We start from the raw sequence: 16,000 nt of genomic DNA on the forward strand, positions 1-16,000 counted from the left end.
CCTTCAAGGTACCGGGAAGTCGGCGATGCGGGCTGCCGGACGTGCCGGCAAGCCTCAGGCGAGCTCGGCCTCGATCAATTCCATCTCTGGGCTGGTCATCATGCGTTCGATGTCGATCAGGATCAGCATCCGGCCTTCCACCGAACCCAGCCCGGTCAGATGTTCGTTGGAGACCGACACGCCGAACTCCGGCGCTGGCTTGATGTCATCGCCGGTGAGCGTCAGCACGTCCGATACGCCGTCGACGACGATGCCAACCACGCGGCCGGCCACGTTCAGGATGATCACCACGGTCTGGTGGTCATAGCGCACGTTGCCGAGCTTGAACTTCAGGCGCAGGTCGACGATCGGCACGATCACGCCGCGCAGGTTGGTCACGCCCTTGAGGAAGTCTGGCGCGTTGGCGATGCGCGTCACCGTCTCGTAACTGCGGATCTCCTGCACCTTGAGGATGTCGATGCCATATTCTTCCGTCCCCAGCGTGAAGACCAGGTACTCCTGACCCGAGGCTTCGCTGCCCTGGGTATCGATATGTCCGATGCCGGCCATGTCCGTTCTCCTTGCTGTCGATTACTACGCGGCCATCGGGGCCTGGCGGCGCACACCGGTGCGCTGCAGCGCGCCGACGTCCACGATCAGGGCCACGCTGCCGTCACCGAGGATGGTGGCGGCGGAAATGCACGGCACCTTGCGATAGTTGGTCTCGAGGTTCTTGAGCACCACCTGGTGCTGCCCGATCAACTGGTCCACCAGCAGCGCGAAGCGCTTGCCTTCGGCCGCCAGGATCACGGCGATACCCTGCGTGGGCTCCTGCACCGCGTTGGTCACGTTGAAGACCTTGTGCAGTTCCAGCAGCGGCAGGTATTCGCCGCGCACGTTCATTACCCGCTCGCCGTTGGCGGCGGTGTGCACGTCGTCGGCCAACGGCTGCAGCGACTCCATCACGCAGTTCAGCGGCAGGATGAAGGTTTCTTCGCCAGTGCGTACCGACATGCCGTCCAGAATCGCCAGCGTCAGCGGCAGCACGATGCGGGTGGTGGTGCCCAGCCCGGCGCGCGAGCTGATTTCCACGTGGCCGCCCATCTCCTGGATGTTCCGCTTGACTACGTCCATGCCAACGCCCCGGCCGGAGACATCGGTAATGACTTCGGCCGTGGAGAAGCCCGGCGCGAAGATGAGCTGCCAGACTTCGTCGTCGGGCATGCTCTCGGAGACCGGCAGGCCGTTCTGCATCGCCTTGGCCAGGATGCGCTCGCGGTTCAGGCCGGCGCCGTCATCGCTCACCTCGATGACGATGTTGCCACCCGCGTGCTGCGCGGAGAGGATCAGTTGTCCGGTCGGCTCCTTGCCGGCGGCGATACGCTTCTCTGGTGTTTCGATGCCGTGATCGAGACTGTTTCGCACCAGATGGGTCAGCGGATCGATGATCCGCTCGATCAGGCCCTTGTCCAGTTCCGTTGCCTTGCCGAACGTGACCAGATCGATCTGCTTGCCGAGCTTGCCCATCATGTCGCGCACCAGACGCGGGAAGCGCGAGAACACGTAGTCCATCGGCATCATGCGGATGGACATCACCGCTTCCTGCAGATCGCGCGCGTTGCGCTCGAGCTGGCCCATGCCGGAGAACAGGCGGTCGAACAGCACCGGGTCCAGCGACGACGCGGTCTGCGCCAGCATCGACTGCGTGATGACCAGTTCGCCCACGAGGTTGATGATCTGGTCGACCTTCTCGGTCGGCACGCGGATCGAACCGGCATCCGGACTGTGCGCGGCGGCGGGCTTGGCCTTTTCTTTCTCCTTGGCAGCCACCGGTGCGGCGGCGGGTGCGACAGGCGCGACGGCTGCCGGCGCGGCTACGGGCGCGGGCGTCGGCGCAGCGACCGGTGCGGCCGGTGCCTCACCTGGCGTTACCGCTTCCACGGCGATCTGCTTCTCGTCGATCACAAAGCAGCAGACCGCGATGATGTCGTCGGGGCTGCACTGGCTGTTCAGCCAGATGATCAGGTCGCCGTCCGATTCCTGTTGACCGGTGATCTCGCCCAGGTTGGCAAGCTCCTCGCGCAGCAGGGCCTGGTCGGCGGCCGATATCTTGATCAGGCTCACCTTGAGATTGCCGCCGGCCGGTGCGGCAGCGGGCGCGGATGCAGCCACTGGTGCCGGTGTGGCGGCAGGCGCGGGTGCCGCCTCGCCGCTGGCTTCCTGGGCCAGTTGCTGCAGCACGGCGCAAATGCGCGCCAGCGTTTCCGGATCGGGTTCGGTGCCGTTACGGTAGGCGTTGAGCTGATCGTGCAACACGTCCTTGGTTTCCAGAAAGGTGTCGATGATGACGCGCGAGAGAGCTAGTTCCCTCCGACGCGTGCGGTCCAGCAGATTCTCGAAGATGTGCGTGGTTTCGGTCAGCGCCGTGAAGCCGAACGTCGCGGCGCCGCCCTTGATCGAATGCGCGGCACGGAAGATCGCGTTGAGCGCTTCCGCATCGGGGGATTCGATATCCACCTCGAGCAGCAGCTGCTCCATTTGTACGAGCAGTTCCTCCGCCTCCTCGAAGAAGGTCTGGTAGAACTGCGTGATATCGATATCGACAGACATGATCGTCCTGACTCGCTAGATTGCCCTGGAAGATGCGCCGCCCTGTTCAGGCGGCACGCGTCATTCCCCCTTGCCCTTGCCCTTGCCTTTGCTTTCGCCCGCGCCGGCAGGCGTGGCCGCGGGCGCCGAGGCGCTCCCCAGCTGCGCCTGCACGTCCTGTGCCGCCTGGCCCTTCTGAGTCTGCACCGTGACATCGGCGGCGCTGGCGTTCTCGGCCTCGAACTGGGCCTGGGCGCGCTGGTTGAGCACGACGATGCTGATACGGCGGTTCACCGGTGCCAGCGGATCGTTCTTCTCCAGCGGCATCGTGTCCGCCAGACCCAGCACCCGCAGCAACTTGCCTTCCTCCATGCCGCCTGCAACCAGTTCCTGCCGCGACGCATTGGCGCGGTCAGCAGACAGTTCCCAGTTGCTGTAGGCACGCTGGCCCATCATGTATTTGGCCGAGTCGGTATGGCCGGAAAGACTGACCTTGTTCGGCAGTTCGTTGAGCACCGGGCCGATCTCGCGCAGGATCGTGCGCATGTACGGCTCGACCGCCGCGCTGCCGGTGCGGAACATCGGACGGTTCTGCGTATCGAGAATCTGGATGCGCAGACCTTCGCTGGTGATGTCGAGCAGCAACTGCGGGCGGAACTGGCGCAGTACCGGGTTGTTCTCGATGATCTGTTCCAGACGCTTCTTCAGGCCGCGCAGCCGTTCGCTCTCGATCTGGTCGCGGCGGCGCTGGGCATCCGCGGCCGGATCGTTGGTCTGCGCCTTCATGATCTCGCCATCCTTGGCCATCACGTCCTTGCCGCCGCCTGGAATCACGCTCGTCGAAAGGCTGCTCTTGTCGCCGCCGGCAATCGCCACCTTGAGCGGCGTGCGGAAATACTCGGCCACGCCGACGAGAACCTTTGGCGACGAGGAACTCAGCAGCCACAGCACCAGGAAGAGCGCCATCATGGCCGTCATGAAGTCGGCGTAGGCGATCTTCCAGCTGTGGTTGCCATGCGGCTTGGCATGCGATTTCGCCTTCTTGATGACGATCGGACGCAGGTCCTGGGCGCTGCTCATGACTGCTCTCCCGTCAGGTCAGGCTCTTGACTTCGCGAACGTGGTCGTCGAGCTCGAGGAACGACGGACGTACCGTGGAGTACAGCACCTTGCGGCCGAACTCCACCGCCACCAGCGGTGCGTAACCATTGAGCGATGCCAGCAGCGTGACCTTGATGCATTCGTACATCTTGATGCTCTCGGACACCTGGTGTTCGACACGCGACGCCAGCGGCGACACAAAGCCGTAGGCCAGCAGAATGCCCAGGAACGTACCGACCATCGCGTTGGCGATCAGCGCGCCGAGTTCGGCCGGAGGCAGGTCCGCGGAAGCCAGCGCGTGCACCACGCCCATCACCGCGGCCACGATGCCGAAAGCGGGCAGACCGTCGCCGACGCGCGAGAGCGCATGGGCCGGAATCTCGGCCTCATGGCGGACGGTTTCGATTTCGTGGTCCATGAGCGCCTCGATCTCGAACGCGTTCATGTTGCCGTTGACCATCATGCGCAAGTAGTCCGTCAGGAATTCCATCATCTTGGCGTCGGCCAGGATGCGCGGGTACTGACTGAAGACACTGCTCGATGCCGGATCGGCGATTTCCTTTTCGAGGAACAGGATGCCCTCGCGACGTGCCTTGGACAACAGCACGTACAGCAGCGCCATCACGTCCAGGTACAGTTCCTTCTTGTACTTGGAGCCCTTCAGCAGCGAGGGCATGGCCTTCATCGTGGCCTTGATGGCCTTGCCGCTATTGGAGCTGATGAATGCGCCAACCGCGGCACCGCCGATGATGATGAGCTCCGCCGGTTGATAAAGCGCGCCCATGTGGCCGCCGGTGAGGGCGTAACCGCCCAGCACCGCCACGACTACGACGACATAGCCAAGAACTACAAGCACGATCGGATCCCCGTCTGAAAAACACGCGTCAGGCACGCATCGGGGGCATCCCGCGCGGGCGAGAGGGGTCACCGCTCACCAACCCAGGGCCCACCTCCTGCGCGGACGTTGGGCCAGATGGATCAGGCTTCGGTCTGCGCGGCTGCGGCGTCCTTCGAGAGCTTCTTCACCTTTCCGGCGCGTGACGGCGGACGGCACAGGCTGCACACGAAGTTCGTGTGCGGCTCATAAGCGTGCGTGACGAACTGTCCACCGCAACACGTGCACGAGGAAAGCTGCAGCATGTTGCTCTCGAAAAACCGTACTAACGTCCAAGCACGGGTGAAACTTAAGACGATTTCGCCGCCGAGCAGTGAAACATGCTCGAGATACAGGCGATAGGCCGCCACGACTGCGCGAATGCCAGACGTCTCGCCTTCCTGCACCATGAACTGGTACGCGGAGAAGAACAGCGACGAATGGATGTTCGGCAGCCAGGTGGTGAACCAGTCCGTGGAGAACGGGAGCATGCCCTTGGGCGGCGACGCGCCACGGAGCTCCTTGTACAGGCGGATCAACCGGTCGCGCGAGAGCGTGGTCTCGGCTTCAAGCACCTGCAGTCGCGCGCCCAGGCCGATCAGCTCGATGGCGAGCTGCGTCTGGTTCGCGTCCTGCAGGACGCTCTTGCGGTTGGGGATGGGGGTGGCCGCAAAGCTGCGGGCTGGCGAGGCCTGGAGGAGCGCGGTCAATTGAGCGACTCCACAGGTTGCCGGGCAAGCAGGATAGCAGCGTGGATCTGCTGCATATCGTGGCTCTTGGCCGTGTGTGTGAGAGTGGAAAGCAGCGCGTGATCGTCGAAGCGGAAACGGCACAGCACCATGTTCGATGCTGCCAGCTTGACGAGTTGCGCCGAGGTCAGTTTGGCGAGGATCTCAGCAATTTCCTTGCTGACGCCGAGCCTGAACATGGCTTCCACCTGGTTTTCGCGCACCAGTCGTTGCGCGAGCAGAAGATAGGCGAGATTGACCTCCCGGATCTCCTGGAGAACTTCACTGCTTTCCAATTTTTCCCCGCTACCAAAAAAACCCTCGACCGCTTGTCCGGCGCTTACCGGCAGATGCTGCTTGCCGGCGACCAGATCGTTAAGGTGCGTGTGCGATGGGTACGACGTACTACGAAAGTAACTGCGCCTGGTAACACCGTCTCTCTGAAACGTTACAGATGTTACAGAGTGTAAGTGAAACTGTTACGTTTATATCGGCTTTCCGCCTCGTATGCCAATCCCTACTTGAGTTGGGGGGAGACAAATGTCGTACAGATCAGACAAAGGCCGCGAATTTTGTAACAGGCTTTAAAACTGTCTTCTGATTTACATCAATGTTGTTACGGCCAGCCAACCGAAGAGACACTCTAATTTTGCGCAGCACACGTCACTGACTGACCGATCGACTGCCGAATTCCACTATTGACGAACAAGCGCGCCTTGACTAAAGACGCGCCGCAACCACGCTGCCAAGCGGGCAAATACATCGTCGGGCGCCTCCCTGAACAAATGCGGACACGCGCGTTCCACCTGTTCCAGCACGCGAGCAGCCTCTTCGGCGCCGATGGAGCCGTACTCCAGCGCCAGGCCCAGCAAGACGCGCAACTCTCCAACCTTGCTGCGCCCCAGCGCTTCGCTCTGCTCCGTCTGCAATCCGTACATGACGTCGTACGCGCGCTGCCGAAGACCATCGGCAACACGCCACGCAGGCGTCTTCATGCGTTCTTCCAACGTGCGAATGTCGACGGCGCTGGCCGATATCTGCGCGGCCAGCGCTTCGGTAAAGGCGGCGTCGGCGCCTGCCTCGGAGAGAATCTGCGTGGCCCACTGGCGCGCGTGCTCGACGCGCTGCTGCGGCGTCCAATCGGGCTGCACGGCCAGGCCAAAGCCGAAGCGCTGCGCGTCGCGCATCAACGCGGCCAGCGCATTGGGTAACTGCTTGTCGAAGACCTTCTTGGCCCATCCATATTCGCCACTGGCCAGCAGGCGCATCACGGCGCGCTCGGTCAGCGGACCATCCTGCTGCATCAGTCGTGCACGCAGGAAGTCATCGAACGCGGGTGGGATGAACTGGGCATCGAGGCCCGTGGAGACCTTTACGAAGGCATCGAAGTCCGCGCGCAGCCGCGCAGAGGCTTCGGCCGACAGGGACAGGCTGATGTCGGTGTTCATGGTGTCGTTGGACGAAAAAGCGCCCCGGCGCTGGCTGGCTCGATGCCTGGCGCCGGGACGTGCGTCACCCTTCCTTGCGGTGCCGCCAAGCGGCTACCGGAAGTCCGGTCAGAAGGCGCTCCAGTCGCCGTTGTCGGAGGCGCTGGTCGCCGTGCTCGCGGAAATTGTCGGGCGCTTCAACTGGCTATCGGCAGCTTCGACCGATTCCTCAACACCAGCGGCGGCAACCGGAGTGGCGGCAAGCGCCGTGCCCGCGGCCTTGGCAGCCGTCTTCCTGACCGGGCGCGCCGGGGCAGGCAGGCGTTTCGGGCCCGACGGCCGGGCGGCCGGGCGCACGGCGGGAGCCGGGGCAGCCAGTGCCGGCACGGCGTCATCACCGTGGGACAGGCGGAAGCCCGACACCGACGCCATCAGGCGGCTGGCCTGATCCTGGAGCGAACCTGCGGCAGCGGCGGCCTGCTCGACCAGCGCCGCGTTCTGCTGGGTGACTTCGTCCATCTGCGACACGGCCTGGTTGACCTGCTCGATGCCCGAACTCTGCTCGGCCGAAGCCGCGCTGATCTCGCCCATGATGTCGGTCACGCGCTTCACGGCCTGCACGATCTCGTCCATCGTCGTGCCGGCCTGCGACACCAGCGCGGCGCCGGTGTCCACCTGCGCCACGGAGTTGTCGATCAGCGTCTTGATTTCCTTCGCGGCGTTGGCGCTGCGTTGCGCCAGGCTGCGCACCTCGCCGGCCACGACGGCAAAGCCTCGGCCCTGCTCGCCCGCCCGCGCGGCTTCCACGGCGGCATTCAGCGCCAGGATGTTGGTCTGGAACGCGATGCCCTCGATCACGCCGATGATGTCGACGATCTTGCGCGACGCGTCGTTAATCTCGCCCATCGTCTGCACCACGCGGCCCACCACTTCGCCGCCACGGACAGCCGTCTCCGACGCATTGGCGGCCAGCCCGCTGGCCTGACGCGCGTTATCGGCGTTCTGGCGCACGGTGCTGGTCAGCTGCTCCATGCTCGAGGCCGTTTCCTCGAGCGATGCCGCCTGCTGTTCCGTGCGTTGCGAAAGGTCGTTGTTGCCGGCTGCGATCTCGCTCGATGCCGAGCCGATCGATTCGGCGGACACCTTGAAGTCACGCACCATCCGCGAGAGTTGCTGCTGCATCTGGTCCATGGCATGTAGCAGGCTGGTCCGGTCGCCGGCACGCAGGTTCACGGCGTCCGAGAAGTCGCCCTCCGCGATGCGCGCCGCGATGGTGGCGGCATAGCCCGGCTCGCCACCGAGCTGGCGCGAAAGCTGGCGTGCCAGGAATCCACCCAGCAGCACCGACACCGCCAGGCCGCCCAGCACCAGCGCCAGCATCAGCACGCGCGAGTGGTTGTAGACGCTGGTCGATTCATCCATGTTGGCCTTGGCGCGCTCGTCGCGGCGCTTCACCATCTTGAGCAGGAGGTCTTCAAGCGCGCGGCTGTCCTTGAGCAGTTCGGCGCTCTCGGTGAACACGGTGCTTTCGAACTGCGAGGTGTCCAGCGGTTGCTTGCCGACCAGTTCGACATACTTCTGCATCCGCTCGCGGAACGGCGGCAGCAACGTCTCGTACTGCTTGAACAACGCCTGGCCTTCCGGTTGCGTGAAGGAACTCTTGGTCGACTTGAGGCGGGTCTCCAGCGTGCTTAGCGACTTCTCGATCTGCTCCCGCTCGGTAGCGCGCTCGCCCATCGTCGACGCGGACAGCAGCGCGATCTGCGCGCGGCTGGCATAGACCAGGTTGATGTTGCCGTCCTGGACCGCCTTGAGCGCCTGCAGGTCGCTGTTGTAGATCTTGCCGGTCCATTCCGTCATGCGCCCCATGTTGACGACGCCTAGCAAGCCAATGATGGCGCCGATGACGGATACAACCAGGAAGCCAGCAATCAGCCTGGTTGTCACGCGTAGTTGATTGAACCACTGCATAGAACTACCCCCTCCTTCCATTTGAATAGACCCGAAGCTCAGGCGTTGACCAGCCCGGCTTCTTTCCCCGTTTCACCCATCGTCGCCACCTGTCGCTTGCGCGGCGGCCGGACCTCGGCCTGCATACTCACGCGGAACGTGGAGATCGACTCCCGCAGGCGCTCGGCCTGTTCTTCGAGCGAGCCCGCCGCGGCAGCGGCCTGCTCCACCAGTGCAGCGTTCTGCTGCGTCACATCGTCCATCTGCGTCACCGCCTCATTCACCTGCTCGATGCCTGCGCTCTGTTCCGCCGATGCCGAACTGATCTCACCCATGATGTCGGTCACGCGCTTCACCGCCTGCACGATCTCGTCCATCGTGGCGCCGGCCTGACCCACCTGCTCCGCGCCGCTTTCCACGCGCGCCACGGTATTGCCGATCAGACCCTTGATCTCCTTGGCCGCATTGGCGCTGCGCTGCGCCAGGCTGCGCACCTCGCCGGCCACCACCGCGAAGCCGCGGCCCTGCTCGGCCGCGCGCGCGGCTTCCACCGCCGCGTTCAGCGCCAGGATGTTGGTCTGGAATGCGATGCCCTCGATCACGCCGATGATGTCGACGATCTTGCGCGAGGCCGCGTTGATCTCGTCCATCGTCTGGACCACGCGCCCCACCGCCTCGCCACCGCGCACGGCCGTCTCGGAGGCATCGGCCGCCAGCCGCGTGGCCTGTTGTGCGTTGTCGGCGTTCTGCCGGACCGTGCTGGTCAGCTGCTCCATGCTCGAAGCCGTTTCCTCGAGCGACGCGGCCTGCTGCTCGGTACGCTGCGAGAGATCGTTGTTGCCGGCGGCCACCTGGTGCGTGGCCGCCGAAATGCTGGCCATGCCGCCCTGGATATCGTTGACCACCGACTGCAGGCTGCGCTGCATCGTGCGCATGGCACGCGACAGTTCGCCGACTTCGTCGGCTGACCGGTGTTCGAAGTTGCTCGTCAGATCGCCCGCGCCCATGCGCAGCGCGAAGTCCAGCATGTCGCGCACCGGGCGCTCGACACGCGACACCAGCATCGAACCCGCCATGAACGAGGAGAGCACCGCGAATCCGAATGCGCCCCACAGCCACGGCCAGAGTTGCGCGGCCTGCTCCTCTGCCAGCCAGTGCACGCCGGCGATGGCCGCCAGGAACCACACCAGCCCCGCAAGCTGGGCCCAGAGAATGCGTCGCTTCAGGGTAATTCGCGTCACGCGGCCGATCAGGCCCGCCAGGCCAGTACGCACCACGGCGCCATCGCGGATCGCCAGGCCGCCGGCGCGGTTCTCCCGGAAACGCCGATATGCGGCGTCGGCCGCGTCGATCTGTTCGCGGCTGGCCATCGAACGCACCGACGTATAACCGACGACGCGGCCGCCGATGCGTGTCGGCGTGACCGTGGCCTGCACCCAGTAGTGATCGCCGTTCTTGCAGCGATTCTTCACAACGCCCACCCATGACTTGCCCGCCTGCAGCGAATCCCAGAGATCGGCAAAGGCCTCGGGCGGCATGTCGGGATGTCGCACGAGATTGTGGGCAGCGCCAAGCAGCTCGTCGGACGTGAATCCGCTCACCTCGACGAACGTCCGATTGGCGAACGTGATACGACCCTTGAGGTCGGTTCGCGAGATCAGGTAGACGTCCGGGGGAAGCGGATGCTCCCGCTGGGTGACTGGCTGGTTGTTGCGCATGGCTTTGACTGCTTTGGGGGCGTTGACCGCGGTGTGCGGTCGGCCCACGCCACGCCCGGCAGGACGCGCGTGGGGCGAGATACGAATCGGCGCGGTACGCTAGCGCCGCTCAGGCGGCGCCGGCCGCGGCTTCGATGGCCGCGAGATCGTCGACGTTCATCAGCTTTTCGATGTCCGCCAGGATCAGCATGCGGCCCTCGAGCGAGCCAATGCCACGGATATAGTCGGTTTCGACGCCGCCCGACAGGGTCGGTGCCTGCTTGATCTGGGCCGGGGCCAGCGTCAGCACGTCCGACACGCCATCGACCACGATGCCGGTGGTCCGCTCATGGATGTCGACGATGATCACGACGGTGTACTGGTCGTAGCTGATCTGGGCCTGATTGAACTTGATGCGCAGGTCGATGATCGGGACGATCGTGCCGCGCAGGTTGATCACGCCCTTCAGGTACGCGGGAGCATTGGCGATCTGCGTCACCGTTTCGTAGCCGCGAATCTCCTGAACTTTCAGGATGTCGATACCGTACTCTTCACGACCGAGCCGGAACGCCAGGAATTCCTCTCCCGAACCGTCCGTCCTGTTGATGCTGATGTTCATGGTTGCCCCCGCTGGCATGGTTGATCGTTGCCGGGCTGGCGTGCCCTTGCCGTTACCGCGCATGGCGGCCCCTGAAACCGGGCATCGAATATGGCCCTCTAGTAATTACGGCAGGCAGCGGGGTGAATGAAGGGCGACTTTGCGTGAAACTCACCCTACGTTGGGAGGGCCCAGCAGCGCGTCGACCGACGCCATGAGTTCATCGGGGTCGAACGGCTTGGCCAGGAACCCCGATGCGCCGGCCTCACGGGCGCGTTCAAGGATGGCATCGTCATGCTCTGTCGACAGCATCAGCATCGGCACCGTGGCGTAGTCCGGCATAGCGCGCAACGCGCGGATCAGGGACAGGCCATCCATGACCGGCATGACCTGATCGGTCACCAGCATGTCGAAGTTGCCCTCCCGCGCGACCTCATACGCCTCCTTGCCATCCGACGCCTCGGTCACCCCATAGCCGCCGGCACGCAGACAGGCGCTGGTCATCCGGCGCAGGGATGGTGAATCATCGACGACAAGAATGCTCAGGAGAGACATCGGGGACTCCGGGTTCGGGTGAGTCCGCCAATGGCACGGCCAAGACCGCCGGCGGCGGACGGGCCGGCTTGGGCGACCGCAATACGCGCGGCACGCCCTTTCATTGGCATATCGGCGCGATGGAACCGTTCTTTAGCGCCGATTCGCGAAGCGTGCCTTCTAGACCGCCAGCGGCCGTGCCGCGTGCAATACGTCGGCAAACCCGGGCGAGTCGAGCGGAACGGCCAGCAGGTAGCCCTGCACTTCGTCGCAGCCCATGCCGTGCAGGATTTCCAGTTGCGAGGCCGATTCGACACCCTCCGCCACCACCTTCATGCGCAGCTCGTGCGCCAGCGCCACCATCGAGCCGACGATGGCGCGACCCTGCGGGTCGGCATCGAGCCCGCCGATCAGCGTGCGATCGATCTTGAGGGTGCCCACGCGCAGTCGTTTCAGATAACCAAGGCTCGAGTAGCCGCTACCGAAATCGTCGAGCGCAACCTGGATGCCGAGCGATTGCAGCTCCGCCAGCGTTTCCAGCGACTTGGCGATGTCCTTCATCGCGGCGGTCTCGGTGATCTCCAGCGTGATCGCCGAAGGCGGGATGTCGTGCTGGTGGATATGTTCGAGCAGATAGCGCGGAAAGTTGCGGCTCGCGAAACGCGTCCCGGAAACGTTGATCGCCACCGGCACCACCGGCAGCCCAGCGTCCTGCCAGCTCCGCACCTGCCCGCAGACCCGCGAGATCACCCAGTCGTCGAGCTTGTCGATCTGGCCCGACTGCTCGGCCACCATGATGAATTCGGCCGGACTGACCGAGCCCAGCGTGGGATGCCGCCAGCGGCAGAGCGCTTCGGCACCCACCACCTGGCGCGTCTTCACGTCGAATTTCGGCTGGAACATCAACGACAGGCCGTCGTCCTGAATGGCAGGCCAGAGGTCGCGCCGGATCACGCGCGTGCGGCGCGCGCGCTCCCCCGCGGCCGAGTTGAACACGCGCACCTGATTCGAACCGCTTTCGCGCGCCTCCGACAGACTCACGCGCGCTGCCTGCATCAACCCTTCGGATGTGGCCGCATCACGCGGATAAATCGCGATCCCGATGTTCACGCCGATCTGCATCTGCAGGCCGCGTGCCGCGACGAACTCGGCCAGGGACCCGAGCACGCGAGAGCCCAGGTCATGCGCGCGGCTGTGATGCACCAGATTGGGCACGCCAACGGCGAACTCGTCGCGCGCCAGCCGTGCCAGGAAGTCGTGCGGCTCCAGCGCGGCCTGGGCGAGCGCGCCCGCGTCCTGCGCCAGGATGTCATCGGCACGCACTTCGAAAACTTCGTCGACCTCGCGATAGTCGGCAATATGGATCAGCAGCACCGCGCATCCCGTCTCTGCCAGGCGCGCATGGGCGATGCTTTGATCGAGCCAGCGGGCGAAGGCGGTGCGGTCCGGCAGGTCAGTGCTGACGCTGTATTCGCCGACCGGTGACAGGCCACTGCCGGAAGGCCGGATCGTCAGGCCGGGAATGCGGCCCGGCCCGCGGCGCGAAACGCGTCCGTCACCGGCCCGAAGCATAGGCATCGTGGCATGGTCATCGGCGACATCGTCGTGCATTGCCAGCTCGGCCTGCCCCGGGAGCCATCCGCGCGCCTGGGCACGATGCATGGCGAACATCGCCACGCACAGCAATGCGATCCCGCAGGCCAAGTAACTGGCTTCCGAGAAGTCGGCCGTGTCGATACAGGCGCGCGCCGTCATGACGGTGCCGCCACAGGCACGCCCCAGCCGCGCGCCGGCCACGGCGACCAGACCGGCGCCAGCCAGCATCGCGGCGGCAACCGCCACGCGCCAGCCACGCGCGCCTTGTTGCAACCACTGAAGCGGCGGCCCGAACAGATGCGACGCAGCCAGGCTTGCCGCCAGCGTGGCGGCAAACGTGGCTGCCATCCGCGCGCCATCATTGGCGGCAGTCAGCGTGCCGGATGCCAACGCCACCCAAAGGGGCAAACCGAGCATCCCGTGCGACATCAGCGCGGCCGGCCACGTCATCGACCAAATGGCCTTGCGCCCGGGCCCGCCTTCGGTTTTGGCCGCGCGCACGCCCACTGCCGCGGCAATGCCGAGCAGGGCTGCGAGCAGCAGGAGGCTGGAACTCGTGGCGATCATGGGGGCGACAAGAATGGAAAATACTGGGGCACCGAAAGCGCCATGATGCGTGCCGGGCGCGCGCCCCGCATCATGGCACTTCGCAAATGCCTCATGAATCTAGCGTCGATGTGTCCTTGCTGGTTGACTGCGTTGATCAGAAGGTTGCCCAGTCGTCGTCAGCCGTGGCTGCCGCGGCCGGCTGGCTCGCCGACGGTCGCAGTGGCCGGCTTTCGGCTGGCATGCGCGCCACGGGCGGGCGGCGGTTGGCCGGGAGCATCGCGGGCGGCGACGCGCGTTCGGCGCTGCGTGCCATTGCCGGTGCGCTTGCCGGTGACGTCGCCAGCGAATGCCCGGCACGTTGGGCGCCGGCATTGGCGCGCGCATTGCCGCCATCGGAAGCCAGCGTAAACACCGACACCACACCCTTGAGCTTTTGTGCCTGCTCTTCCAGCGCGCCGGCCGCTGCCGCCGCTTCTTCCACCAGGGCCGCGTTCTGCTGCGTGACCTGGTCCATCTGCGCCACGGCCTGGTTGACCTGCTCGATGCCGGTGGTCTGCTCCTGCGACGCGGCGCTGATTTCGTTCATGATGTCCGTCACGCGGCGCACGGCATGAACGATCTCGCCCATGGTCTGACCCGCTTCGGCAACAAGCCGGGTGCCGCTTTCCACGCGCTGGCCGGATTCGTTGATCAGCGACTCGATCTCCTTCGCTGCATTGGCGCTGCGCTGCGCGAGGCTGCGCACCTCGCCGGCCACGACCGCGAAGCCGCGTCCCTGCTCGCCGGCGCGCGCGGCTTCCACCGCCGCATTCAGCGCCAGGATGTTGGTCTGGAATGCGATGCCCTCGATCACGCCAATGATGTCGACCACCTTGCGCGAGGCGCCGTTGATCTCGTTCATGGTGTCCACCACGCGGCCGACCACGTCGCCACCCTTCATGGCGATTTCCGAAGCCTCGCCGGCCAGGGCGCCGGCCTGGCGCGCGTTGTCGGCGTTCTGTCGCACGACGGTGGTCAGTTCTTCCATGCTGGCCGCGGTCTGCTCGAGCGATGCGGCCTGCTCCTCGGTACGCTGCGACAGATCCGTGTTGCCAGCGGAGATCTGCTGCGTGGCCGACGCCATCGAATCGGTGCCGCCGCGAACTTCGGCAACGATGCCCGCGATGCTCTCCTGCATGGTGGCCAGCGCCTGCATCATGCGACCGATCTCATTCTTCGACATGCTGGAGATACGCGATGTCAGGTCGCCGCGCGTCATGCGCTCGAACACGTCGAGCGCTTCCTGTACCGGGCGAACGATGGCGCGGTGAAGCATCGCGGTAGCGAATACCGCAACCAGGATGCCGAGCGCGATCAGCGCCAGCGACATCGCGCGAGTCGTCTCATAGCGCGACTGCGCGCCTTCGAAGTTGGCCTTGCCGGTATCGAACTGGAATTTTTCGAGCTTCTCGTGCGCGGCGGACATGCCGCGCTGCAGGTCTGGCAGCACATCGCGCGCCAGACGCAGCGCCTCGTCATGGTTGCCGGCCACCATGGCCTGCTCAAGTGGCTTGACGCCGGTTTCGAAGAACGCCTGCCGCTTGGCCGCCAGTTCGCCGGCCAGCGCCTTTTCATCGTCGTTCTGAGGCAGCGACATATAGGTCTTCCAACCCTTGTCGGATGACTCGATGAAGACATTGGCACGGTCGACGTGCTTCTTCAGATCATCGTTCTCGCTCCCCCGCATCACACCGCGATCGAGCGCCAGGCGCAGGCGGGTGGTGCCGAGCATCGCCTCGGACAGCGCCTGTGACGACGCCAGCTGGTTGGAGTACGTCTCCTTGAGCGCGCCGTTGGATTGAGAAATACCTAGCAGACCGGCGCCGCCGACCAGCAGAAGGTTCGCCGTAAGCAAGGCCATTGCGCCCCGTAAAAGGGTCTTGATCTGGATATTCTGGTGAAAAGACATGATGTGCTGATCATTGGGGGATAACCCGAAGACACCCCTGCTCCGGTCCCGGCGGAGCGATACCGCGCGTCGCCCCGCTCAGGCTTCGATAACGGCCATCCCGAGAGCTTCCTTGAGGCGCCGGCTCTGAACATCGACGAAATGCCGACTACGCCACGTGAGATCAATCAGAATTATCTCGTGACATCTTCGGCACTTACTTTCAAATAGCTTTCAAATGATAAATGTGAAATCTCGCCGCGCGTGCCTGATTCAGTGCCTGCTGAATTACCCGTCCAGGCACGACTGGCCAGGAATATGGCCGCCATTGAATAGAGCACCGCCCTTGGCACCGTAGATTTACGGGTTTTAGTGCGGCATGTGGCTTGCGCTGGCGGCGCCGGAGATCATCGCGCGGACCACATGCCAACCCGAAAGTTCAGGGATTATT

General features: G+C 64.6%; 13 protein-coding genes. All 13 read right to left on the reverse strand.

The genetic code is table 11. The annotated features are described in order from the left end of the window. Nucleotides 1-54: 54 nt before the first annotated feature. The 13 genes from RN01_RS13215 to RN01_RS13275 all read right to left on the reverse strand — a co-directional run bounded on the left by RN01_RS13215 (nucleotide 55) and on the right by RN01_RS13275 (nucleotide 15,570). Nucleotides 55-549, reverse strand: a complete 495-nt coding sequence (locus tag RN01_RS13215; RefSeq protein ID WP_008641041.1) for a chemotaxis protein CheW — start codon at nucleotides 547-549, stop codon at nucleotides 55-57. A gap of 24 nt (nucleotides 550-573) precedes the next feature. Then, nucleotides 574-2,589: a chemotaxis protein CheA gene (gene cheA, locus RN01_RS13220; RefSeq protein WP_039016678.1), complete on the reverse strand. Its 2,016-nt coding sequence runs from the start codon at nucleotides 2,587-2,589 to the stop codon at nucleotides 574-576. Between the two features lie 60 nt (nucleotides 2,590-2,649). Further along, entirely contained in the window at nucleotides 2,650-3,648 is a 999-nt protein-coding gene (gene motB / locus RN01_RS13225; RefSeq protein WP_017515549.1) for a flagellar motor protein MotB, read from the reverse strand. A gap of 13 nt (nucleotides 3,649-3,661) precedes the next feature. After that, nucleotides 3,662-4,525, reverse strand: a complete 864-nt coding sequence (gene motA / locus RN01_RS13230) for a flagellar motor stator protein MotA (protein WP_008647547.1) — start codon at nucleotides 4,523-4,525, stop codon at nucleotides 3,662-3,664. A gap of 122 nt (nucleotides 4,526-4,647) precedes the next feature. Next, nucleotides 4,648-5,253: a flagellar transcriptional regulator FlhC gene (flhC, locus tag RN01_RS13235; RefSeq protein WP_011518208.1), complete on the reverse strand. Its 606-nt coding sequence runs from the start codon at nucleotides 5,251-5,253 to the stop codon at nucleotides 4,648-4,650. Next, entirely contained in the window at nucleotides 5,250-5,567 is a 318-nt protein-coding gene (gene flhD, locus RN01_RS13240; protein WP_008647543.1) for a flagellar transcriptional regulator FlhD, read from the reverse strand. The genes flhC and flhD overlap by 4 nt, the downstream gene beginning before the upstream one ends. 399 nt (nucleotides 5,568-5,966) lie before the next feature. Continuing rightward, entirely contained in the window at nucleotides 5,967-6,719 is a 753-nt protein-coding gene (locus RN01_RS13245; RefSeq protein WP_011518207.1) for a DUF4088 domain-containing protein, read from the reverse strand. Between the two features lie 108 nt (nucleotides 6,720-6,827). Then, nucleotides 6,828-8,669, reverse strand: a complete 1,842-nt coding sequence (locus tag RN01_RS13250; RefSeq protein ID WP_017513140.1) for a methyl-accepting chemotaxis protein — start codon at nucleotides 8,667-8,669, stop codon at nucleotides 6,828-6,830. Nucleotides 8,670-8,707: 38 nt separating this feature from the next. Continuing rightward, nucleotides 8,708-10,366, reverse strand: a complete 1,659-nt coding sequence (locus RN01_RS13255) for a PAS domain-containing methyl-accepting chemotaxis protein (protein WP_017513141.1) — start codon at nucleotides 10,364-10,366, stop codon at nucleotides 8,708-8,710. Between the two features lie 109 nt (nucleotides 10,367-10,475). Then, nucleotides 10,476-10,964: a chemotaxis protein CheW gene (locus RN01_RS13260; RefSeq protein WP_017513142.1), complete on the reverse strand. Its 489-nt coding sequence runs from the start codon at nucleotides 10,962-10,964 to the stop codon at nucleotides 10,476-10,478. A 150-nt stretch (nucleotides 10,965-11,114) separates the two neighbouring features. Beyond that, nucleotides 11,115-11,498, reverse strand: coding sequence for a response regulator (locus RN01_RS13265; protein ID WP_011518203.1), 384 nt, complete (start codon nucleotides 11,496-11,498; stop codon nucleotides 11,115-11,117). A gap of 159 nt (nucleotides 11,499-11,657) precedes the next feature. Next, nucleotides 11,658-13,640, reverse strand: coding sequence for an EAL domain-containing protein (locus RN01_RS13270; protein ID WP_024569339.1), 1,983 nt, complete (start codon nucleotides 13,638-13,640; stop codon nucleotides 11,658-11,660). Between the two features lie 136 nt (nucleotides 13,641-13,776). After that, a complete protein-coding gene (locus RN01_RS13275) occupies nucleotides 13,777-15,570 on the reverse strand; it encodes a methyl-accepting chemotaxis protein (RefSeq protein ID WP_024569340.1) in 1,794 nt (597 codons plus the stop codon). Between the last annotated feature and the right edge of the window lie 430 nt (nucleotides 15,571-16,000).

The sequence above is a fragment of the Cupriavidus sp. SHE genome, assembly GCF_000812445.1.
Classification (GTDB): Bacteria; Pseudomonadota; Gammaproteobacteria; order Burkholderiales; family Burkholderiaceae; genus Cupriavidus; species Cupriavidus metallidurans.

Excerpts from the sequence above, each read along its gene's own strand:
- RN01_RS13215 (WP_008641041.1), bottom strand. The coding sequence starts at position 549 with ATGGCCGGCATCGGACATATCGATACCCAGGGCAGCGAAGCCTCGGGT.
- cheA (WP_039016678.1), bottom strand. The coding sequence starts at position 2,589 with ATGTCTGTCGATATCGATATCACGCAGTTCTACCAGACCTTCTTCGAG.
- motB (WP_017515549.1), bottom strand. The coding sequence starts at position 3,648 with ATGAGCAGCGCCCAGGACCTGCGTCCGATCGTCATCAAGAAGGCGAAA.
- RN01_RS13245 (WP_011518207.1), bottom strand. The coding sequence starts at position 6,719 with ATGAACACCGACATCAGCCTGTCCCTGTCGGCCGAAGCCTCTGCGCGG.
- RN01_RS13250 (WP_017513140.1), bottom strand. The coding sequence starts at position 8,669 with ATGCAGTGGTTCAATCAACTACGCGTGACAACCAGGCTGATTGCTGGC.
- RN01_RS13255 (WP_017513141.1), bottom strand. The coding sequence starts at position 10,366 with ATGCGCAACAACCAGCCAGTCACCCAGCGGGAGCATCCGCTTCCCCCG.
- RN01_RS13260 (WP_017513142.1), bottom strand. The coding sequence starts at position 10,964 with ATGAACATCAGCATCAACAGGACGGACGGTTCGGGAGAGGAATTCCTG.
- RN01_RS13265 (WP_011518203.1), bottom strand. The coding sequence starts at position 11,498 with ATGTCTCTCCTGAGCATTCTTGTCGTCGATGATTCACCATCCCTGCGC.
- RN01_RS13270 (WP_024569339.1), bottom strand. The coding sequence starts at position 13,640 with ATGATCGCCACGAGTTCCAGCCTCCTGCTGCTCGCAGCCCTGCTCGGC.
- RN01_RS13275 (WP_024569340.1), bottom strand. The coding sequence starts at position 15,570 with ATGTCTTTTCACCAGAATATCCAGATCAAGACCCTTTTACGGGGCGCA.